Genomic DNA, 19,379 nt, shown 5'->3' on the forward strand with positions numbered 1-19,379 from the left:
AAGCGGGCCGTTGCTCAGTTTCCGGTCCCGTGCAGGACACGCAACAGGCCTTCCTCACCCGGGGACAGCCCGATGTAGCAAAGGTCCGGGTAGCCGTAGGGACCACCCTTGGTCAATGACCGCGGCCGGTGCACGTTTCGCTTCCGCCGTGAAAGTTGTCTCCGTTTCCGCTTCCGATGCAGCTCGCGCCTGAGTTGATCCGGCCATTGTGGTGGTTCCCAGTCCTGGTGTTCGCTTTTGTATCTTCGGCCTGCTGGTGAAATCCAGCCGGGTGGTTCGTTTTTGGTGGCCGGGGTGGGTGTCCAACCACTGGTGTGCTTCAGGCGGTGGTGCTTCGGGCAGGGCTGGCCCAGGTTGCTGATCCCGGTGGTCCCGCCGTGATGCCACGCCAACAAATGGTCAGCTTCGTTGTCCAGGGAGTTGTTGGAACAGCCCGGGAACGGGCACTTCCCGTCCCTCATACGCAGCCACCGCCGGATAGCCTTCGTAACCCGGTAGCTGGTGCGCCCGATTTCCAGCGGCGCCCCGTCCCGCGGATCCACCAGCACCCGATAAAACGAGCCAGCACCGTCCGCCACCAACTTCCGCGCCATCGACGCCGGGATCGGGCCGTAGCCGTCGAGCATCGCCGGTTCATCCGTCAGACCCATAAGCGAGAACACGGGCACCGTAACCAGGACCTCCGCGTGCGGAATACGGACCTCCGCAACAGTACCGCCGGAATCCTGCACGGTCTGCCCGTGCTGCCCGTTCTGTCCGTTGCTGAGGACGGCGTCGGCGAAGATGTCGGCGCAGATCTGAGGCAGGGTCCGGGACTCGTCCGGGCCCTGCAGTCCCCGGGCCAGGGCGGTGGTGCGGTTCCACATCGCCGACGCGGTATCGGCAGGGAGGTAGGCGTGGAACCAGGCCATCCCGTCCTGGTCCGGACGGTGTTCGACCCGCCGCTCCGCGACACTTTTGGCGTGGCGTTTTTCAAGGGATTCGGGGTGGTGGCGTTCGCGCCAGATCCGGGCCTTGTGCCGGAACCGGTGCGGCACCAACTCACCCGGCCCCGCACACCCGGTGGCCAGGTTCGGTGCGTCCGGGCCCAGGAAATGCTCCTCCAGCGCGGCGGCCCCGGCCCGATCCAGGGTGGCGGTTTCCTCCACCATGGCCTTCGCGTGCGCCCACGACAAGCTACCGTCCTGCAACCCCGCCAAGGTCAACGGCAAAACATTGGCCAGCACCTGCGACTGCTCCAGCAGCACACCGGCAGCCCGCGCACCAATAGTCAACACACCCGCGACCTCCGCGACCATCGACGCTTCCTGCGCCATCGCCCCGGACGGCACCATGGCCCGTGACGCCACAGCCTTGGCAGCTTCTGCATACCCTGCCGCAAGATGCACCTTCAACGCCGCGGTCCGTGCTTCAAGCCGGGCGACCCCGGCGAGCCCGTCCAGGCTCCGATCAGCCTGCTCCCGCAACGGATCAAAACCCTCACCGGTCCCACGCAGCACAGCACCCAGCTCAGCAAGGGACGCCTCAAGGACCTCCAACGCTTCCAATGCCGCCCTGCTTGCCATAGGAAAACTATGACAGGGGGGTCTGACAAAGCACCGAGGGATTTCAGCATGCCGGGTCCAGCACGCATTCCACCCTTGCTGTCTGCGACCGTCTGGAACCCGGCAAACCAAGAACCCGGCAAACCAAGAACCCGGCAAACCAAGAACCCGGCAAACCAAGGAACCGGCAAACCAAGACCGGGCACGCCAGGAAATGGATTCGGCCGCCATCGGCAGGTGACTTCGTTGTCACATGCTGATGGCGGCCGAAGATGGTCGGACAGGGAACCCAAGGGGGGTGCCCCTGCGTGATCCGGCAGCACCGGACCACGCAGCAGGAGGTCAGATTGTGACGGCTCCGCTGGCGGTTTCGAACGTAACTGACAGAATGCCCGGCGTCCCGTGTGGCGCCACCCACTCCACGGCCACGTCTTCCAGCGGCTTCTCCACCGGTTCGCCCAGCCACTCGGTGACCCGGGCAGCCGAACCGGCAATGGTGAGGCAGCTCATCTTGACGTTGCTGTCGTAGGCGTTGGACGGGTGCAGGGAGGGGTCGCCCTCCCACTTGAGCATGTACGGAACCTGGGGGTCGGCAATGAGCCCCAGGATGCCGATCTGCTTCCACACCAGTTCACGGCCGTCCGGGAATTTCCGGTTGCCGTTCACGGCGGAGCGTCCGAGGCGTTCTTCGAAGGGGGCGAGGTCGTCCACTTCGACGCACCAGCCCATCCATCCGCCGCCGGCCGCCGAGCGGGCACGTACTGCCTGCCCGAAGGGTGCCTTGTCCGATGCGGGGTGGTCCAGGACCTCCACCACCTCGAGGTATTTGTGTCCCGCGAGCGGGATGATCATATTCCGGGTTCCGAACCGGGGGTGTACCCCGCCTTTCACTGCCTCAACGCCGAGGGCAGAGGAAATACGTTCGGTAGTGGCCGCGAGGCCATCGTGTTCACAGGCGTAAGAGACGTGATCCATGCGCATGCCAACATCTTGGCACTTTGTGATCGGGCTCTCAGCTAAGGGTTGCCTTACTGGGATTTTCCGAGGTCAACCCCTTCACGGGCCACCTTCAGGCGGCGAAACCTGCAGGACTATGTTCGTCACAATGCTGTCCGGCCAGCCGGCAATGTTCCTACACTGAGCTCAGGTCATGAGCGCCAGCGCCAAGCCCCGGCTCGCTGGCCGGCAACCCTCCATCCGCGGTGGGGTGCCCCGGGTGAGGACCTGGCTGTCCGGCAACGGCCGGATGGCAAGCGCGGCCCGTGGTGCTCCCAGCCCGCCCCGGGCCCATGTCAAAGGAGCCTTGAATGTCCAACGGATGGTCCTTCGAAACCCGCCAGATCCACGCCGGACAGGAACCGGACAGCGCCACCGGCGCCCGTGCGCTGCCCATTTACCAGACTACGTCCTTTGTGTTCCCCAGCGCGGAAAGCGCCGCGAACCGGTTTGCGCTGGCGGAACTGGCGCCCATCTACACGCGCATCGGCAACCCGACCCAGGACGCGGTGGAGCAACGGATTGCCAGCCTCGAAGGCGGCCTGGCAGCCCTGCTGCTCAGCTCCGGACAGGCAGCCGAGACCTTCGCTGTCCTGAACATTGCCGAGGCCGGCGACCATATTGTCGCGAGCCCCAGCCTTTACGGCGGAACCTACAACCTCTTCGCCCACACCCTGAAGAAGTTCGGCATCAGCGTCACGTTCGTGGCGGATCCGGACAACCTGGCCCAGTGGCGCGCCGCCGTGCAGCCGAACACCAAGCTCTTCTTTGCCGAGGTGGTGTCCAATCCGCGGCAGGATGTCCTGGACATCGAAGGCGTCTCCCAGGCCGCCCACGAGGCAGGTGTGCCGTTGATCGTGGACAACACGCTGTCCACGCCGTACCTGATCCGTCCGCTCGAGTGGGGCGCGGATATCGTGGTCCACTCAGCCACGAAGTACCTCGGCGGCCACGGCTCAGCCATCGCCGGCGTCATCGTGGACTCGGGCAAGTTCGACTTCAGCAAGGACCCGGAGCGGTTCCCCGGCTTCAACACCCCGGACCCCACCTACAACGGGCTGGTCTATGGGCGTGACCTCGGGGAGGGCGGCGCCCTGGGCGCCAACCTGTCCTACATCCTTAAGGCACGCGTCCAGCTCCTGCGGGACCTGGGCTCTGCTGTTTCGCCGTTCAACGCCTTCCTGATCGCCCAGGGTCTGGAGACGCTGAGTCTCCGCGTGGAACGCCACGTGGCCAACGCCGCGGAGGTTGCCCGCTGGCTGGAAGCGCGTGACGACGTCGAATCCGTCGCCTACGCGGGCCTTCCCTCGAGCCCCTGGTACGAGCGCGGCCGAAAGTACGGACCGAAGGGGACCGGTGCCATTGTGTCCTTCAACCTGGCCGGGGGTGCCGAGGCCGGCAAACGGTTCGTGGACGCCCTGGAGCTGCACTCGCACGTGGCCAACATCGGGGACGTCAGGTCCCTGGTCATCCACCCTGCGTCCACCACCCACAGCCAGCTCTCCCCGGAGCAGCAGGCCGTGGCCGGCGTGACCCCCGGGCTGGTCCGCCTGTCGGTGGGCATTGAGCACATCGACGACATCCTGGCCGACCTTGAGGCCGGCTTCCGTGCAGCAAAGGCGGCGTCGGGCGCCTGACCAGGATCAAGGCGCGACGGCGGCCGGAACGTCAGGCGGGCAGGCAGCCTCCACAGCAAACAGGCAGCCAGGGCCGGCGTGCCCGGGCCGGGGAAGTCACAACCAGTCACACTCTTGGCTTGGGACGGGTGGTGTTTCGTACACTCGAACCAGGTCATGAGTGCCAGTGACAGCCCCGGCTTGCTGGCCGGCAACCCTCCTTCCGCGGTGGGGTGCCCCGGGTGAAGACCTGGCCTGCCGGTCATTCGACGGCAGGCAAGCGCGTAGAAGAGGTCTTGCCATGACGGTTACCGTCACCCGTACCACCGTTCCCGAACACGGGATTGTCCGCTACGCCTCCATTGGAGGCCTGGAACTTGAGGCCGGCGGCTATCTTCCGGAGGTGACGCTCGCCTACGAAACCTGGGGCACCCTCAACGCGGACGGCAGCAACGCCATCCTGATCGAACATGCCCTCACCGGCAGCACCCACGTGACCCGGGGCGACACCGACGAACCGGGCTGGTGGGAACAGCTGGCCGGGCCCGGCGCACCCGTGGATACAGACCGTTTCTTCGTTGTCTCCATCAACATCGTGGGCGGCTGCTACGGATCCACCGGCCCGTCCTCGCCTGCCCCCGACGGCAACCCCTGGGGTTCCCGCTTTCCCCTGGTCACCCTGCGGGACAGCACCGTGGCAGAGGCCCGGCTGGCTGACCAGCTCGGCATCCAATGCTGGTTTGCCGTCCTGGGCGGTTCGATGGGCGGCGCCCGCGCACTCGAATGGGCTGTCACCTACCCGGAGCGCGTGCAGCGCTGCGCGGTCATCGCCGTAGGGGCCGCCAGCACGGCCGAACAGATCGCCTTCGCCCAGGCGCAGACCCTCGCCATCCGGCAGGACCCCAACTTCAACGGCGGCGATTATTACGGCGGCCCTTTCCCCGAGGCCGGACTGGCACTGGCACGGCGCATCGCACACATCACCTACCGCTCAGCCGCCGAGCTGGAAGGCAGGTTCGGCCGTGCCCCGCAGGCTCCCGAATCGCCGTTGCAGGGTGAGTGCCTGGCGGAACGCGGACGCTACCAGGTGGAGAGCTACCTTGACCACCAGGGAAACAAGCTGGTGCAGCGGTTTGACGCCAACAGCTATATCGCCATCACCGAGGCGCTGATGAGCCATGACGTGTGCCGGGGGCGCGGCACGCTGGCCGAAACACTGGCCGCCAGCCAAGCCCGCTTCTTTGTTGCCGCCGTGGACTCCGACCGCCTGTACTTCCCGTCCCAGTCACGTGAGCTGGCCCGGGCGCTTCCGGGGGATGTGGACGTCCACCTGATCGAGGCGCCCATTGGCCACGACGGGTTCCTGACCGAAATCGGCCAGCTGGGACCGCAGCTCCAGAGGCATCTTTCCGCGTAGCACCACTCCCTCCTTTGCCCGGATGTGCGTTTATGCAGATGTGCTCTGCGAGATTCGCCGTTGAGCTGGGCTGACAGGCGGACCATACTCAATGGGACCCGGCGGTTCGTGGCCAAAATCACACTTAGCCGCCCCAATACGTCCCAGTGGTGTCGACGACGACGCCGAAGGAGTAACAGATGAGCACGGAAAGCTCCGCCGCACGGCGGACCGAGGAAACCGACGTCAAGGCCTCCGGCCTGAAGAAAGTCGTCACGGCCTCAATGGCCGGCACCGTTGTGGAGTGGTACGAGTTCTTCCTCTATGCCTCCGCCGCCACCCTGGTGTTTGGCAAAATGTTCTTCCCCAATTCAGGGACCGAACTGGATGGCATCATCGCCGCCTTCGTCACCTACGCCGTAGGGTTCGTGGCGCGCCCCATCGGCGGCATCGTCTTTGGCCACTTCGGTGACAAATTCGGCCGCAAGCAGCTGCTGCAGCTGAGCATCATCCTGGTGGGCGTGGCCACCTTCCTCATGGGATGCCTGCCCACATTCGCCCAGATCGGTTACTGGGCCCCGGCCCTCCTGGTGTTCCTGCGCTTCGTGCAGGGCTTCGCCGTCGGCGGTGAGTGGGGCGGCGCCGTGCTGCTGGTCGCAGAGCACAGCCCCAGCAAGTCCCGCGGTTTCTGGTCCAGCTGGCCGCAATCAGCAGTACCGATGGGCAACCTGCTGGCCACCGGCGTGCTGTTCACCCTTTCGGCCACGCTGTCCCAGGAAGCATTCCTGGGCTGGGGCTGGCGCGTCGCCTTCTGGCTCTCTGCGGTCATCGTGATCGTCGGCTACTACATCCGCACCAAGGTCCAGGACGCGCCGATCTTTCTCGAGGCCCGCAAGGAAGTCACCGTGGAGAAGAAGGGCTACGGCGTTGCCGAAGTCTTCCGCCGCTACCCGCGTGGTGTCTTTACCGCCATGGGTCTGCGTTTCGCCGAGAACATCCTGTACTACCTTGTGGTGACCTTCTCCATCACGTACCTCAAGGTTGTAGTCCAGACCGACACCTCCCGCATCCTCCTGCTTCTGCTCGTGGCGCACTTCATCCACTTCTGCGCCGTGCCGCTCGTCGGCAAGATGTCCGATGCGTTTGGCCGGCGCCCGGTCTACATGGCCGGCGCCATCCTCGGCGGCACCTGGGGCTTCTTCGCCTTCCCCATGATGGACACTGCGAATGACATCGTCATTCTGGCCGCCATCACCATCGGCCTGCTGTTCCACGCGCTGATGTACGCGGGCCAGCCGTCCATCATGGCCGAGATGTTCCCCACCCGCATGCGGTACTCGGGCGTTTCCCTGGGTTACCAGGTGACCTCCATCGTGGCCGGTTCACTGGCCCCGATCATCGCCACATCGCTGCTGAGCAGCTTCAAGTCCTCCACTCCGGTGGCGCTGTACCTGCTGGGAGCCTGCATCGTGACGGCAATCTCCGTGTTCTTCCTCAAGGAAACCCGGGGCATTTCGCTCCACGATGTAGACGCAGCCGATGCCCAGGGCACGGCCGACCTTCTCGCAGCCGGCAAGAAATAGGCAACGCCACCACAAAAGCCACACAGCATGCCAACTGCCCGGACCCGCCACCACGCAGGCCCGGGCAGTTGCGCGTCAGCACCTCGAGGAAGTCAGGATTCTCCATGAAAGCAGCCGTTCTTTACTCCACGGTCCCGTCCGGAACCAGCTACACCCAAGCGCACCCGCTTCAGGTGGAGGAGCTCGACCGGCCCGAACCCCGCGCCGGCGAGTTGGGGATCGACATCACCTATTCGAGCCTGTGCCACTCTGACCTCTCGGTGGTGGACGGTTCCCGCGTCAGGCCGCTCCCGATGGCGCTGGGGCACGAGGCTGTAGGACGGGTCGCTGCCGTGGGACACGGCGTCACCGATGTTTCCCCGGGGGACCATGTAGTTCTCGTCTTCGTCCCCAGCTGTGGTGGCTGCCGTGCCTGCCGGGCAGGCCGCCCGGCGCTCTGCCACCGCGCCGCCGACGTCAACGGGTCGGGGGACCTCCTCCATGGCGAAGCCCTGCTGCGGACACCTGCCGGGAAGCGCATCAACCACCATCTGGGGGTTTCGGCATTCGCCAATTACGCCGTGGTGGCCCGTGAATCAGTGGTGGTCATCGACGACGACGTCCCGGACACCGTTGCCGCAATGTTCGGTTGCGCCGTGCTCACCGGAATGGGGGCCGTCCTCAACACAGCGGCCGTCCAGCCCGGCCAGTCCGTAGCTGTCTTCGGGCTCGGTGCCGTGGGGCTCTCGGCCGTTATGGCCGCGGCGCTCGCCGGTGCCTCCTCCGTGATCGCCATCGATCCCAACGCCGCCAAGCACGGGCTCGCACTGAAGTGCGGGGCAACGGCCGTAGGGACCCCGGATGACGCTTCCCGCCTGATTGCCGACGCCTCCGGTGACGGTGTGGACACCGCCGTCGAAGCCGTGGGGTCTGCCCGGGTCATCGCCTCGTGCCTGGAGCACGTAACGCGCGGTGGCTCCGTAGTCTCCGTAGGGCTGCCGCATCCCACGGCGGAACTGACGGTGCCGGCGCTCCAGTTCGCCGGTGCGGGCAAACGGCTGCTGGGCTCGTACATGGGGGACGCCGTCCCGGGCCGGGACATCCCCCTCTACCTTGGCTACTGGCGGGAGGGCAGGCTTCCCGTTGAACTGCTGCACACCGACACCCGGCCGCTTGACCAGATCAACGAAGGCCTTGACGCACTCGCTGCGGGGCAGGTGGTGAGGCGGCTCTTCCAGGCCTGACAACTGCACCGGGTCCCAGGGACCAGGACCCGAGTGACCAGGGTGCCAAGGCCTAGGCTGCCAGAAGATCCTGGCGGGCCGCCACTTCTTCCTTGAGGGCAGCAATCACGGCCTGCACCCGGGCGGACCGGAGCGATTCCGGCCGGGCCACCGCCCAGACGGGAATCTGGCGCTGGAAGGCGTCGGGGAGCACCGGAATGAACTCCGCGTTCTGCGCCACCATAAAGTTCGGGAGCAGCCCGATGCCGGCGCCACGGCGCACCGCCTCCACCTGGGCAAAGATGCTCGTCGCCTGGAAGCTGGATTTCGGCATCGGCAACTGCGAGGACCGGTGGCCCAGTTCGGCAACCTGCAGGGCGGACTCAACGTAGGAGACGAAGCCGTGCTGCCCCACGCCGTCGGGCGTTTCCGGCAAGCCCCGCTGCGCCGCGTACGCGGGACTGGCATAGAGCCGCACGAAGTAGTTGGCCAGGAAAATGGCCTGCGCATTGCTCACATCCGTGCGGCCCACCACCACTTCAAGGTCCACGCCGGAGCGGTTCTGGCTGACCTTGCGCGTAGCGCTGAGCATCTCCACATTCAGCAACGGGTGCCGCTGTTGGAGGCGGACCAGGGCAGGAGTGACGAATTCGGCGCCGAAACCGTCAGAGGTGCTGATGCGCACCATACCGGACACTGCGTCCCGGTCCTGGCCCACAACGGCGGCCAGTGACCCAAGTGTTTCCTCGATCGTTTCCGCAGCCGCGACGGCCGAAGCGCCAAGCTCCGTCAGCTCCCACCCGTGCGGACTGCGCTCCAGCGTCCTGCCGCCCAATTGCTTGTCCAGGGCGAGGATCCGCCGCGAAATCGTGGTGTGCGTGGTCCCCATCGTTTCGGCGACCGCGTTGAAGCGTCCCAGCCTGGCCACGGTGAGCAGGATTAACAGGTCGTCCGGACTTGGAAGCCGCGCCACCGGATGTCCCTTCATTCGTGTGCATCAGTGCACATGCCTTCTGTGATTTTTCCCCTTGATTGCACTGTAGCAGGGTGTGATGGTGGACACAGACCTTCCGGCCGGTCCCGGCCGGAGGCACAGCAAAGGAGCTTATGCCATGGCAGTAGTCGGTTGGATCGGTTTGGGAAACATGGGCGGATCCATGTCGGGGAACCTTGCCAAGGCGGGTCACGACGTACGGGGATTCGACCTCAACCCCGCCGCCGTCGCCGCTGCCGAGGCTGGCGGTGTGAAGCCGGCAGGAAGCATCGCAGAGGCTGTGGCGGGCGCCGATGTTGTGTTCACCATGCTTCCGAAGGGCGAACATGCCAAGGCCGTCTACCTTGGTGCGGACGGCGTGCTGGCACATGCGGAAACACGGACGCTCCTGGTCGATTCCTCCACCATCGATATCGCCGCTGCCAGTGAACTGCACGACGCCGCCGCTGCCGCCGGCTTCCGCTTCGTCGATGCCCCCGTCTCCGGCGGGATGAGTGGCGCCAAAGCAGGAACACTCACGTTTATGGTGGGCGGTGAAGCCGACGCAGTAGCGGATGCCACCCGCTACATCGGGCCGATGGCCACCAACATCATCCCCACCGGCGGAGCCACTACCGGCCAAGCGGCCAAGATCTGCAACAACCTGATGCTCCTGATCAACCTGGCCTCCACCGCTGAGGGTGCAGTGCTGGCCGACAGGCTCGGACTCGACAAGAAGGTGTTCTGGGACATCGCCTCCGTGTCCTCCGGTGACAGCTGGGCCCTGCGCACCTGGTACCCCGTTCCCGGTGTGGTCCCCACCGCCGCATCCAACAACGACTTCGCGCCCACGTTCACCGCCGAGCTGGCGAACAAGGACATCGGCCTGGCCATCAGCGCTGCCGAGGACACCGGCACGCCGCTCGAAATCGGCAGGCATGTTCAGCAGCTGTACCAGCGCCTCATCGATGCGGGCGAGGCCGGCAAGGACTGCTCCATGATCATCAAGCTCGCCGACGGTTCCCTGGATTCAGCAAAGTAGAAGAGAGACTTTCATGCACACCATTCCGCATTACATCAACGGCAGCCGCGTTGCCGATGCCGAGCGCTTCGGCCCCGTGTTCAACCCGGCCACCGGAGAACAGGAAAAGCAGGTTGCGCTCGCTTCCGCTGCCCGGGTAGAGGAAGCCATCGCCGCTGCCACGGCCGCGCTGCCCGCCTGGCGGGCGACGAGCCTGGCGAAGCGGACCAACATCTTCTTCCGGGTCCGCGAAATCCTCACACAGCGCAAGTCCGAGCTGGCCGCCATCCTGACCAGTGAGCACGGCAAAGTACTCTCCGACGCCGAAGGGGAGATTTCGCGCGGCCTTGAGAACATCGAGTTCGCCACCGGACTGTCCCACATGCTTAAGGGGGAACGCTCGGAGCAGGTTTCCAGCGGCGTGGACGTGCACTCCGTCCGGCAGCCTGTGGGTGTGGTCGCCTGCATCACCCCGTTCAACTTCCCGGCCATGGTGCCGCTCTGGATGATCGGCAGTGCCTTGGCGTGCGGCAACACCGTGCTGCTGAAGCCCAGTGAAAAGGACCCGTCCTCCGCCGTGTTCATCGCGGAAGTCTTCGCCGAAGCGGGACTGCCGGCCGGTGTGCTGAACGTGGTGCAGGGCGACAAAGAGGCGGTGGACGTCCTGCTCGAACACCCGGACGTCAAGGCCGTCAGCTTCGTGGGCTCAACGCCCATAGCGCAGTCCATTTACAAGCGCGCAGCCGATCACGGCAAGCGGGTCCAGGCCCTGGGCGGGGCCAAGAACCACATGGTGGTCCTGCCGGACGCGGACCTGGACATGGCAGCAGACGCCGCCATTTCGGCTGCCTACGGCTCGGCCGGTGAGCGCTGCATGGCGGTCAGCGTGCTCGTCGCCGTCGGTGCCATCGCCGACGACCTGGTGGCGGCCATCCAAAGCCGGATGGCCACCCTTACGATTGGTCCCGGGACGGACCCTGCATCACAGATGGGACCGTTGATCACCGCCGAGCACCGGGACAGGGTGGCCTCTTATGTGGCAGGCGCCGAAGATGAAGGCGCCACAGTGGTTGTTGACGGCCGCTCGCAGCAGTTCGATTCCAACGGGTTTTTTATCGGAGTCAGCCTGGTGGATCACGTCAAGCCGGGCATGAAGGTCTACGACGACGAAATCTTCGGTCCGGTCCTGTCCGTAGTCCGGGTAGATACCTACAGCGATGCGGTCCGCCTGGTCAATGACAACGAGTTCGGAAACGGGGTTGCCATCTTCACCCGCGACGGCGGTGCCGCCCGGCAGTTCGAGTTCGACGTCGAGGCCGGCATGGTGGGCGTCAACGTGCCCATCCCGGTTCCGGTGGGTACCTTCTCCTTCGGTGGCTGGAAGAACTCCCTGTTCGGGGACACGCACATGTACGGGCCGGACAGCATCCGGTTCTACACCAGGGGAAAAGTGGTCACCACGCGGTGGCCGGACCCGGCAACGTCCGTCATCGACCTGGGCTTTCCGCAGGTGGACTAACGCGCCAGGGCTTTCCGCAGGTGGACTAACGCACGTGGGCTTTCCGCTGGTGGATGTGACGCAGGTCAGCCGTTCATGATGTCGCTGCGGCGTGTCATGTACTCCTCGACGGACAGTTCGCCGTTGCTGTATTGCTGGTCCAGTTCCGCAAGCTTCCGCGCCCGGTAGCCCTGCGGGGCCGACGGCGGCGGGGGAGTAGCGGGGGCCGCGTGCTGTTCGGGGGAGGGCTGGCCGGGCGCGCCCTGCTGGGAGAACGGGGGCTGCTGGAACGGCGGCTGCGGCGCGGTCCGGTTGTCGGCGCCCGGCATCGGCTGCTGGGGCGGCTGGCCATACTGGTAGGGCAGCGGCTGGGGATCATTGATGGGCTGCGGCCGCTCGATCTGCTGGAATCCGCCGGCAAAATAGTCCTGCTGGGTGTAGCCGTCGCGGGGCTGCTTGCTCTGCGGCCCGGCCGATCCAGGGAATTGGCCGGCGCCCGGGAACTGCTCCGGGTAGCGCCCGGAGAAGCTCTGCCCATGGTCCCTGCGGGCCACGGATTTCCGGTACATCCGCATGGCCACCGGGATCAGGAGTGACAGGATGATGATCCAGAAAAACAGGTTGCTCACGGTGGGGCGCCTCTCATGTGTGTCCTTCCAGCTTAGTCCCCGACTGCACACGAACGGCCGGGAGCCCCGTGAAAGCCGCGTAGCGGTCCACAGCGTCCTGGATAGCGGCGGCCAACGGGGAACCCGGCGTCTCGGCGGCATGAGACAACCGGATATCGAGTTCGCACCGGTCCGGAAGCAGTTTGTGCCGCCAGGATCCGGCCATCCGCCCATCCAGCAGCACCACGTGGATGGGCTCCCCGGCAAAGGGGAAGGAAGGGGCGCTGCCGCCCATGTAATGCCGGGTGGCGGAATAGCCCATCACATATTCGTCGTAGCACTGGATCAGGTCCACCCGCGGTCTGCTATCGGAGCGAGGTCCGCGGTCAGGACCAGCGCCGGCTTCCCCGCCGGCGTCTCCAGCGAAGTAATGCTCGACGCCGTCAATCGCCGTTGCTCCCAGGGCACCGGGACTAGCCTCCATGGCCAGCTGCACACCCTGCCGTATATCGGTCATTGTCAGCTTTGACCAGTCCGCGCAGTCCCGGATGGTGGCGGGTCCCCGGCTGGTGAAGTAGCGGAGGGCGAGTTCAGCCAGTGCTTCCGGCCGGGAAAGCGGTACGGCCGGCAAGGCGGGTACCCGCTCGTCAAAGAGCGCGTACGTCTGTCTCAGCGCACCGCCCGGGCTCCGGACCGGCGTGCCGCTGGCAAGGACGCCGCTGGCTTCGGCGTGCATGATGATGTACGCAAGGCGCAGTCCGCTGGCCTCGAAGCCGGCCTCCTGCAGCTTTACGGCCAGTTGCCCGCGGGTGAGGTGGTTGCCGCCGGCCACAGCCCCGGCCAGCACCTCGCTGCCCCGGGCGGCAGTTGCTTCATCGATTCCGGTGAGGCGGTACGTCGGCGCATTGGCCTGGTGCAGGCGCGGTGCCGACAGGGCAACAAGCCAGCGAAGGTCGTCACGGTGGACGAAGTGCCAGGTGGGCGGAAGGATATGCGTCCGCAGGATCCGGCCGTCGGCCACTGCCTGCTCAACCTCCGCTGCCGCAACGGGGGATGCGCCCGCCGACACCCGCTGGGCAAGGCTCCACCGGGCGTAGGGAAACTCCTGCGCCTGCACGGCCAGCAGCTTTCGCAAGGCGGCCTCCGGCGATGCGGCAGCGGGCTCCCGAAGCATCTGGGCTTGCAGCCTCAGCCGCACCACCATATCCGGTTGCATACCGCCCGCCTGCGCCGCTGCCGGGTTCCGAGTACCGGCGTCAGCGCCGGGACGGCTCCGCGGTACCCAGCGGCCCCTCGCCCGAACCCAGCGGAACGCCCGGGCCAAAGACGGGACCCGGCGTCGGACGTTTTGCGGTGATGCCGTCCCCGGAGGACTGGTGGCGGAGGCGGCGCAGCACCCACGGGACAAAGTATTCGCGCGCCCACACCAGGTCGCCGGACCGCGCCTCGCGCCACGTCCGGTGCGGCAGGGCCTTGGGCTGCAGCGGCTCCAGGGTGTGCTCCACGTTCAGTGCATCCAGCACCATGGCCGCGATGGTGTGGTGGCCCAGCGGGGAGAAATGCAGCCGGTCCTGGTCCCACATTTGGGGGTCGCTGAGCTGCCGGAGGGACCACATGTCCGCAATGACCGCATCGTGCCTGGCCGCGACGGTACGCAGGTTCTCGTTATAGATGGCCACCTTGCTGCGGATCCTGCCCAGCACGGACGAACCGGTATCGGGCCCGTTGAAGAGGACCACAGTGGCGCCGCCCATGGCCAGTATTTGCACCACGGAATCCAGCTTTTCGGCCAGCGCGTCAGGGTCGCCGCCGGGGCGGATGAGGTCGTTGCCCCCGGCGGACAGGGTGACAAGGTCCGGCTTCAGGGCCAGGCAGGGCGCCAGCTGCTGGTCCACGATCTGCCGCAGCAGCCGGCCCCGTACCGCGAGGTTGGCGTACGCGAAATCCGGCTGGGTGCGGCCCAGTTCCTCCGCCACCCGGTCCGCCCAGCCGCGGAAGCCGCCGGGGCTTGAGGGCTCGGGGTCGCCGATGCCCTCGGTGAAGGAATCGCCCATGGCCACATACCGGGTCCAGGGGTGGGATCCGGAGCGTGCATGCGGGGTTTCAATGATGCTTGCGTCAGTCACGGTCCTTATCCTGCCTTCCGGCTCTCTGGCTACGCGAACGTAGGTTGTTGCCCTCAGGTAGCTGTAACAATGGAAACCATGACTGAAGCCGATGTATTTCCTGCCCCTGTTGTCCTGTGGTCCCACCCGGAGGACCAGCGCGACGGAAAGCCGCTGCTGGTGCTCCTGCACGGATATGGCGCCAACGAGCAGGACCTGCTGAGCCTCGCCGACCTGCTGCCGGGGGACTTCGCGGTGGCCTCCGTGCGCGCACCCATTGCCATGGGCCCCGGCTTCACCTGGTTCCCGCTCACCGCCTCCATCGACTACTCGCTGGACCGGGTGAAGGCGGCGTCGTCCTTCGTGCTCGACTGGATCGACACCATCAAGGTGGGGCACCCCTCGGTGTCCCTGCTCGGTTTTTCCATGGGGATGGCCATGGCCACCACGCTGCTGCGGCAGCGGCCCACGGACTTCGCGGCCGTCGTCGGCCTGTCAGGCTTCGTGGTGGACGCCGGCGACGACCCCACCTTCCGGGACGCCGAACTGGACGGAACCATTCCCATGTTCTGGGGGCGGGACCAGCAGGACCCCGTGATCACCCCGGACAAGATCGACTTCACCATGGGCTGGGTCCGCAAGCACGTCAAGCTCACCAAAGTGCTGTACACGGGCATGTGGCACGGCATCAACCAGCAGGAAATCGGGCATGTGGGGGAGTTCCTCACCCACGAGGTCCTGAAGAAGTAGGCGTACGACGGCGGCCGGCCACCTTTCGGGCGCCGCTCCGCCGTCGCAGCAGGTTCAGTCCGCTTCGGGTGCCACCACGCGTACGGTCTGGTTATTGACCGTGACGGTGTCGCCGTTGTGCAGCTGGCGGCCGCGCCGGTCGTCGATTTCGCCGTTGACCTTCACCAGGCCGTTCTTGATCAGATCCGTGGCCTCCACACCGTCCTCCACCAGGTTGGCGAGCTTCAGCAGCTGGCCCAGGCGGATCATGCTGTCACGGATGGGGACGTCCTCAACGGGGTTGCTCATGTAGCAATAATGCCTGACGTAAGGTGGATTCAATGACCTCCACCTCCCGCCTGCCGCTGCTCGCAGGCCTGCCGCTGGCGGTGGGCGCCGGCCTTGCCATCCCTGTCCAGGGCCGCATCAACGGAGCACTCGGAGCCCGGCTTAATGACGGAATCGCCGCCGCCGTGGTGAGCTTCAGCACAGGACTGGTGGTCATGATCCTCATCTCGCTGCTCCTGCCCCGCGGCCGCGCCGGGCTGGCCAGGATCCTTCCGGCCGTCCGCAGCAGGGCTTTTCCCCGCATCTACGTCCTGGCCGGCTGCATCGGGGCGGTCTTTGTCTTTGCCCAGTCCTTCACCGTTGGCCTCCTCGGGGTGGCGCTGTTCACGGTGGGCACCGTCACCGGGCAGACGGTGAGCGGACTCCTGGTGGACCGGCTGGGCCTCGGGCCCGCGGGCAAGAAACCGGTCACTGGCATCCGGATCATCGGCTGCGTGCTCACCATTGCCGCCGTCGCATGGGCTGTCTCGCCGCGTTTCGCCTCAGGCTCCGCGGCCGGAACCGACGGCGGTCCCGCTTCTTTGGTGCTTCCACTCCTGCTCCCCGTTGCCGCAGGGTTCCTCATGAGCTTCCAGCAGGCCATGAACGGCACCGCCACCGTCCACTACGGGACCCCCATCGCCGCTACGCTGGTCAACTTCATTGCCGGCTGCCTGGTGCTGTGGACCGCGCTCGCCGTCAAGGTTTCGGTGGCCGGGCCGGGCAACCCGCTGCCGGGGGAGTGGTGGTACTACCTGGGCGGTCCCATGGGCTGTGTCTTCATTGGCCTGGGAGCGCTGCTGGTCCGAAGCCTGGGCGTCCTGGTCACTGGGCTGGGAATGATCGCGGGCCAGCTGCTCGGATCGCTGGCCCTGGACGTGGTGCTGCCCGCCCCCGGCACCGTGGTGGCGCCCGCCACCGTCCTGGGCACCATCCTGACGCTGGCCGCCATTATCCTGGCCACGCTGCCCTGGCCGCGGGGCGCGCTCCGCAGGCAGCGGCCGGTAGGCTAGGACACGCAGCTTTACCACCCCCTTCATCCGCCCCGTCCGGCCACCGGAAGTGCCCTGCTTTTGGTGATGCCGGGGCCTGAAAACCGCGGACCGCACCCAGCGGCCCTGTAGAAACTGGAGTTACCCCATGGCAGCAAAATCCGTTCTCGACCAGGTCATTTCCCTCTCCAAGCGGAGGGGCTTCGTGTTCCAGGCCGGTGAGATCTACGGAGGTTCGCGTTCTGCCTGGGACTACGGGCCCCTTGGCGCCGAGCTGAAGGAAAACATCAAGCGGCAGTGGTGGCAGTCCATGGTCCGCGGCCGCGAGGACGTGGTGGGCCTGGACTCCTCCGTCATCCTGCCCCGCCAGGTATGGGAAGCCTCCGGCCACGTGGAGGTCTTCTCCGACCCGCTGGTGGAATGCCTGTCATGCCACAAGCGCTACCGCGCCGACCACCTCGAGGAAGAATACGAGGAGAAGAAGGGCCGCCCCGCCGAGAACGGCCTGAAGGACATCGCCTGCGCCAACTGCGGCACCCGCGGTGAATGGACCGAGCCGCAGGAATTCTCCGGCCTGCTCAAGACCTTCCTGGGCCCCGTGGCCAGTGAAGAGGGCATGCACTACCTGCGCCCGGAAACTGCCCAGGGCATCTTCGTGAACTTCAACAACGTCCTCACCACCTCCCGCAAGAAGCCCCCGTTCGGCATCGGCCAGATCGGCAAGTCCTTCCGCAACGAGATCACGCCCGGAAACTTCATCTTCCGCACCCGCGAGTTTGAGCAGATGGAGATGGAGTTCTTCGTCGAGCCCGGCACGGACGAAGAGTGGCACCAGTACTGGATGAAGGAGCGCATGGCCTGGTACACCGGCCTGGGCATCCGTGAAGAGAACCTGCGCTTCTTCGAGCACCCGCAGGAAAAGCTCAGCCACTACTCCAAGGGCACCACGGACATCGAATACCGCTTCGGCTTCCAGGGCTCAGAGTGGGGCGAGCTGGAAGGCATCGCAAACCGGACCGACTTCGACCTCTCCACGCATGCCAAGGCCTCCGGCACGGACCTGAGCTACTTCAACCAGGCCACGAACGAGCGCTACACCCCGTACGTCATTGAACCCGCGGCCGGCCTGACCCGTTCCTTCATGGCCTTCCTGGTGGACGCCTACACCGAGGACGAGGCCCCCAACGCCAAGGGGGGCGTGGACGTCCGCACCGTCCTGAAGCTGGACCCGCGGCTGGCCCCGGTGAAGGCCGCCGTGCTGCCGCTGAGCCGCAACGAGGACCTGTCCCCGAAAGCCAAGGACCTGGGCACCCAGCTGCGCAAGAACTGGAACATCGATTTCGACGATGCCGGCGCCATCGGCCGCCGCTACCGCCGCCAGGACGAAATCGGCACCCCGTTCTGCATCACGGTTGACTTCGACACTCTCGAGGACCAGGCCGTGACCATCCGCGAGCGGGACACCATGAGCCAGGAACGCGTTTCCCTGGACAAGGTGGAGGGCTACCTGGCCGCACGCCTGATCGGCGCCTGAGCATGGCCATCGAATACCGCGAATGGCGCGAGGGCGACGACCTGGCGCTCCTTGAGATCTGGGGCGGCCCGGAAACGTCCCAGGCCCGCCAGTTCCGCGGCGCGCTCGCGCCGTCCTCTGCCGGCACCGGCGGCGCTCTCTGGCGCCGCTGCATCGTGGCCGAGGACGTGATCGACGAGGTCGGGATCCCGGTGGCTGCCGGTGTGGTCTACGAGGCCTCGTTGCACCCTGAACGGCTGTGGACGTACATCGAAGTGGCGAAGGACCACCGCCGTGCCGGCATCGGAGCCAGCCTCCTGGCCCTGCTGCGGCGGGAAGCCGAGCACGCGCCGTCGGGCGTTGCCAGGCTGCGCGCCAAGGTGGAGCCGGGTACGCCGGGGGCAGCCTTCGCCGAGGCCGTGGGACTTTCGCCCATTCAGCGGTCCCGGCTGGTCATCGTGGAACCGGGTGCCTTGCGGCTTCCCGTGTTCCCGGCCAGGGACGGCGGGTCCGCCGGCGACGAGGACGCCGGCTCCGACGTGGTGATGGAGCTGGCCACCGGGTCCGTGGAACTGACTGACGTGGTGGGCAGGTACTACACCTCCATCCACGGCTGGGATTCCCCGGGTGTGCTGTCCATGGGCCAGGTTCAGAAGCTGTTCCTGGATGACCTCACCGGAGCGCACGGCGCCATCGTGCTGCGGGCACAGCCGGAATCCGCGTTCGGTGCGGGGGTGGCGCCGAGTAAGAAGGGCCGCATCCGCGCCTTCGCGGTCAGCTACGCGGCGCCCGCCAACCCGGACCCCGCCCAGGGCCCTGAGCCCGAGGGAACGGAGGCACCCACGGACGTCTTCGTCGGCCACGAACCGGCGCTGGATGCCGATGACGCCGCCGAGGCTGTCCGCGACATGCTGGCACTCATCGCGTACCAGCACCCGGTCATGCTGGAACTGGATGACTCGATGACGGCCCTGCGCGCCGCCGTCGAACCCCTCCTCGACAGCGGGAAAGCCAGGCTCGCCGGCGCCGAAACCCTCGTGGTTTCGGACTGACGCTTCGTCCGGGCCCCGCCCAACCAGGTAGCGCCAAGTGTCGTTGTGGACCTCCACAAGGACACTTGGCGCTACCTACTTTCGGGGGGTCCGACGGCGGCCCCTGGCGGCGTCCTGGGCGTCCAGCGCCTGCCGCTCGGCTTCGGACGGCGCGCCGCCGCCCAGGTGACGCGGCATCCACCAGGCACCGGGCTCCGGTTTCAGCGGGAAGTCCGCGATGCAGG

17 protein-coding genes and 2 riboswitches are annotated in these 19,379 nt (G+C 66.4%); of the genes, 10 read left to right on the forward strand and 7 right to left on the reverse strand.

The genetic code is table 11. The features are described from left to right. Window positions 1–14: 14 nt before the first annotated feature. Entirely contained in the window at window positions 15–1,565 is a 1,551-nt protein-coding gene (locus DXK94_RS14590; RefSeq protein ID WP_115525524.1) for an HNH endonuclease signature motif containing protein, read from the reverse strand. Between the two features lie 321 nt (window positions 1,566–1,886). After that, the gene (locus DXK94_RS14595; protein ID WP_079595580.1) at window positions 1,887–2,525 is read right to left on the reverse strand and encodes a VOC family protein; all 639 of its coding nucleotides are present in this window, start codon (window positions 2,523–2,525) and stop codon (window positions 1,887–1,889) included. A gap of 165 nt (window positions 2,526–2,690) precedes the next feature. After that, window positions 2,691–2,806: riboswitch (SAM riboswitch) on the forward strand. Window positions 2,807–2,851: 45 nt separating this feature from the next. Between DXK94_RS14595 and DXK94_RS14600 the strand changes: the two genes are divergently transcribed. From DXK94_RS14600 to DXK94_RS14615, 4 genes are all read left to right on the forward strand, one after another. Continuing rightward, window positions 2,852–4,177, forward strand: a complete 1,326-nt coding sequence (locus DXK94_RS14600) for a bifunctional o-acetylhomoserine/o-acetylserine sulfhydrylase (RefSeq protein WP_115525525.1) — start codon at window positions 2,852–2,854, stop codon at window positions 4,175–4,177. A 152-nt stretch (window positions 4,178–4,329) separates the two neighbouring features. Continuing rightward, a riboswitch (SAM riboswitch) is annotated at window positions 4,330–4,445 on the forward strand. Window positions 4,446–4,457: 12 nt separating this feature from the next. Next, the gene (locus tag DXK94_RS14605) at window positions 4,458–5,573 is read left to right on the forward strand and encodes a homoserine O-acetyltransferase (RefSeq protein WP_115525526.1); all 1,116 of its coding nucleotides are present in this window, start codon (window positions 4,458–4,460) and stop codon (window positions 5,571–5,573) included. Window positions 5,574–5,752: 179 nt separating this feature from the next. Continuing rightward, entirely contained in the window at window positions 5,753–7,135 is a 1,383-nt protein-coding gene (locus tag DXK94_RS14610; RefSeq protein WP_115525527.1) for an MFS transporter, read from the forward strand. A gap of 104 nt (window positions 7,136–7,239) precedes the next feature. Beyond that, window positions 7,240–8,358: a zinc-binding dehydrogenase gene (locus DXK94_RS14615; RefSeq protein ID WP_115525528.1), complete on the forward strand. Its 1,119-nt coding sequence runs from the start codon at window positions 7,240–7,242 to the stop codon at window positions 8,356–8,358. Window positions 8,359–8,410: 52 nt separating this feature from the next. Here the strand turns inward: DXK94_RS14615 and DXK94_RS14620 are convergent, their stop codons facing one another. Then, window positions 8,411–9,310: a LysR family transcriptional regulator gene (locus DXK94_RS14620; RefSeq protein ID WP_115525538.1), complete on the reverse strand. Its 900-nt coding sequence runs from the start codon at window positions 9,308–9,310 to the stop codon at window positions 8,411–8,413. Window positions 9,311–9,449: 139 nt separating this feature from the next. On the opposite strand from DXK94_RS14620, the gene mmsB reads away from it, so the two are divergent. Continuing rightward, the gene (mmsB, locus tag DXK94_RS14625) at window positions 9,450–10,352 is read left to right on the forward strand and encodes a 3-hydroxyisobutyrate dehydrogenase (protein WP_115525529.1); all 903 of its coding nucleotides are present in this window, start codon (window positions 9,450–9,452) and stop codon (window positions 10,350–10,352) included. 13 nt (window positions 10,353–10,365) lie between these two features. Continuing rightward, window positions 10,366–11,850 (forward strand): CoA-acylating methylmalonate-semialdehyde dehydrogenase, encoded by a 1,485-nt coding sequence (locus tag DXK94_RS14630; RefSeq protein WP_115525530.1) that lies wholly within the window; start codon window positions 10,366–10,368, stop codon window positions 11,848–11,850. 65 nt (window positions 11,851–11,915) lie between these two features. Here the strand turns inward: DXK94_RS14630 and DXK94_RS14635 are convergent, their stop codons facing one another. Genes DXK94_RS14635 through DXK94_RS14645 form a run of 3 tightly spaced genes read right to left on the reverse strand, consistent with a single transcriptional unit; the run spans window position 11,916 to window position 14,563 of the window. After that, the gene (locus DXK94_RS14635) at window positions 11,916–12,458 is read right to left on the reverse strand and encodes a hypothetical protein (RefSeq protein WP_115525531.1); all 543 of its coding nucleotides are present in this window, start codon (window positions 12,456–12,458) and stop codon (window positions 11,916–11,918) included. Window positions 12,459–12,471: 13 nt separating this feature from the next. Continuing rightward, complete coding sequence (locus DXK94_RS14640; RefSeq protein WP_115525532.1) at window positions 12,472–13,653, reverse strand: winged helix DNA-binding domain-containing protein; 1,182 nt, start codon at window positions 13,651–13,653, stop codon at window positions 12,472–12,474. A gap of 40 nt (window positions 13,654–13,693) precedes the next feature. Next, entirely contained in the window at window positions 13,694–14,563 is an 870-nt protein-coding gene (locus DXK94_RS14645; protein ID WP_115525533.1) for an SGNH/GDSL hydrolase family protein, read from the reverse strand. 78 nt (window positions 14,564–14,641) lie between these two features. Between DXK94_RS14645 and DXK94_RS14650 the strand changes: the two genes are divergently transcribed. Further along, on the forward strand, window positions 14,642–15,292 hold the full coding sequence (locus DXK94_RS14650; protein ID WP_115525539.1) for an alpha/beta hydrolase: 651 nt from the start codon (window positions 14,642–14,644) through the stop codon (window positions 15,290–15,292). A 54-nt stretch (window positions 15,293–15,346) separates the two neighbouring features. Here DXK94_RS14650 and DXK94_RS14655 read toward each other — a convergent pair whose 3' ends face one another. Then, on the reverse strand, window positions 15,347–15,580 hold the full coding sequence (locus DXK94_RS14655) for an RNA-binding S4 domain-containing protein (RefSeq protein ID WP_079595569.1): 234 nt from the start codon (window positions 15,578–15,580) through the stop codon (window positions 15,347–15,349). Window positions 15,581–15,612: 32 nt separating this feature from the next. Between DXK94_RS14655 and DXK94_RS14660 the strand changes: the two genes are divergently transcribed. The 3 genes from DXK94_RS14660 to DXK94_RS14670 all read left to right on the forward strand — a co-directional run bounded on the left by DXK94_RS14660 (window position 15,613) and on the right by DXK94_RS14670 (window position 19,155). Continuing rightward, the gene (locus DXK94_RS14660) at window positions 15,613–16,611 is read left to right on the forward strand and encodes a DMT family transporter (RefSeq protein WP_115525534.1); all 999 of its coding nucleotides are present in this window, start codon (window positions 15,613–15,615) and stop codon (window positions 16,609–16,611) included. Between the two features lie 127 nt (window positions 16,612–16,738). After that, window positions 16,739–18,124 carry a glycine--tRNA ligase gene (locus DXK94_RS14665; protein ID WP_115525535.1) on the forward strand — a complete coding sequence of 462 codons (1,386 nt, stop codon included), beginning with the start codon at window positions 16,739–16,741 and terminating at the stop codon, window positions 18,122–18,124. A 2-nt stretch (window positions 18,125–18,126) separates the two neighbouring features. Next, on the forward strand, window positions 18,127–19,155 hold the full coding sequence (locus DXK94_RS14670) for a GNAT family N-acetyltransferase (protein ID WP_115525536.1): 1,029 nt from the start codon (window positions 18,127–18,129) through the stop codon (window positions 19,153–19,155). Window positions 19,156–19,379 lie beyond the last annotated feature (224 nt).

This window comes from Arthrobacter sp. RT-1 (genome assembly GCF_003367205.1).
Classification (GTDB): domain Bacteria; phylum Actinomycetota; class Actinomycetes; order Actinomycetales; family Micrococcaceae; genus Arthrobacter.

What these genes read in the sequence shown, in the direction of transcription:
- DXK94_RS14595 (WP_079595580.1), bottom strand. Translation starts at nt 2,525, where the DNA reads ATGCGCATGGATCACGTCTCTTACGCCTGTGAACACGATGGCCTCGCG.
- DXK94_RS14590 (WP_115525524.1), bottom strand. Translation starts at nt 1,565, where the DNA reads ATGGCAAGCAGGGCGGCATTGGAAGCGTTGGAGGTCCTTGAGGCGTCC.
- mmsB (WP_115525529.1), top strand. Translation starts at nt 9,450, where the DNA reads ATGGCAGTAGTCGGTTGGATCGGTTTGGGAAACATGGGCGGATCCATG.
- DXK94_RS14650 (WP_115525539.1), top strand. Translation starts at nt 14,642, where the DNA reads ATGACTGAAGCCGATGTATTTCCTGCCCCTGTTGTCCTGTGGTCCCAC.
- DXK94_RS14670 (WP_115525536.1), top strand. Translation starts at nt 18,127, where the DNA reads ATGGCCATCGAATACCGCGAATGGCGCGAGGGCGACGACCTGGCGCTC.
- DXK94_RS14665 (WP_115525535.1), top strand. Translation starts at nt 16,739, where the DNA reads ATGGCAGCAAAATCCGTTCTCGACCAGGTCATTTCCCTCTCCAAGCGG.
- DXK94_RS14640 (WP_115525532.1), bottom strand. Translation starts at nt 13,653, where the DNA reads ATGCAACCGGATATGGTGGTGCGGCTGAGGCTGCAAGCCCAGATGCTT.
- DXK94_RS14605 (WP_115525526.1), top strand. Translation starts at nt 4,458, where the DNA reads ATGACGGTTACCGTCACCCGTACCACCGTTCCCGAACACGGGATTGTC.
- DXK94_RS14615 (WP_115525528.1), top strand. Translation starts at nt 7,240, where the DNA reads ATGAAAGCAGCCGTTCTTTACTCCACGGTCCCGTCCGGAACCAGCTAC.
- DXK94_RS14610 (WP_115525527.1), top strand. Translation starts at nt 5,753, where the DNA reads ATGAGCACGGAAAGCTCCGCCGCACGGCGGACCGAGGAAACCGACGTC.
- DXK94_RS14630 (WP_115525530.1), top strand. Translation starts at nt 10,366, where the DNA reads ATGCACACCATTCCGCATTACATCAACGGCAGCCGCGTTGCCGATGCC.
- DXK94_RS14660 (WP_115525534.1), top strand. Translation starts at nt 15,613, where the DNA reads ATGACCTCCACCTCCCGCCTGCCGCTGCTCGCAGGCCTGCCGCTGGCG.
- DXK94_RS14655 (WP_079595569.1), bottom strand. Translation starts at nt 15,580, where the DNA reads ATGAGCAACCCCGTTGAGGACGTCCCCATCCGTGACAGCATGATCCGC.
- DXK94_RS14600 (WP_115525525.1), top strand. Translation starts at nt 2,852, where the DNA reads ATGTCCAACGGATGGTCCTTCGAAACCCGCCAGATCCACGCCGGACAG.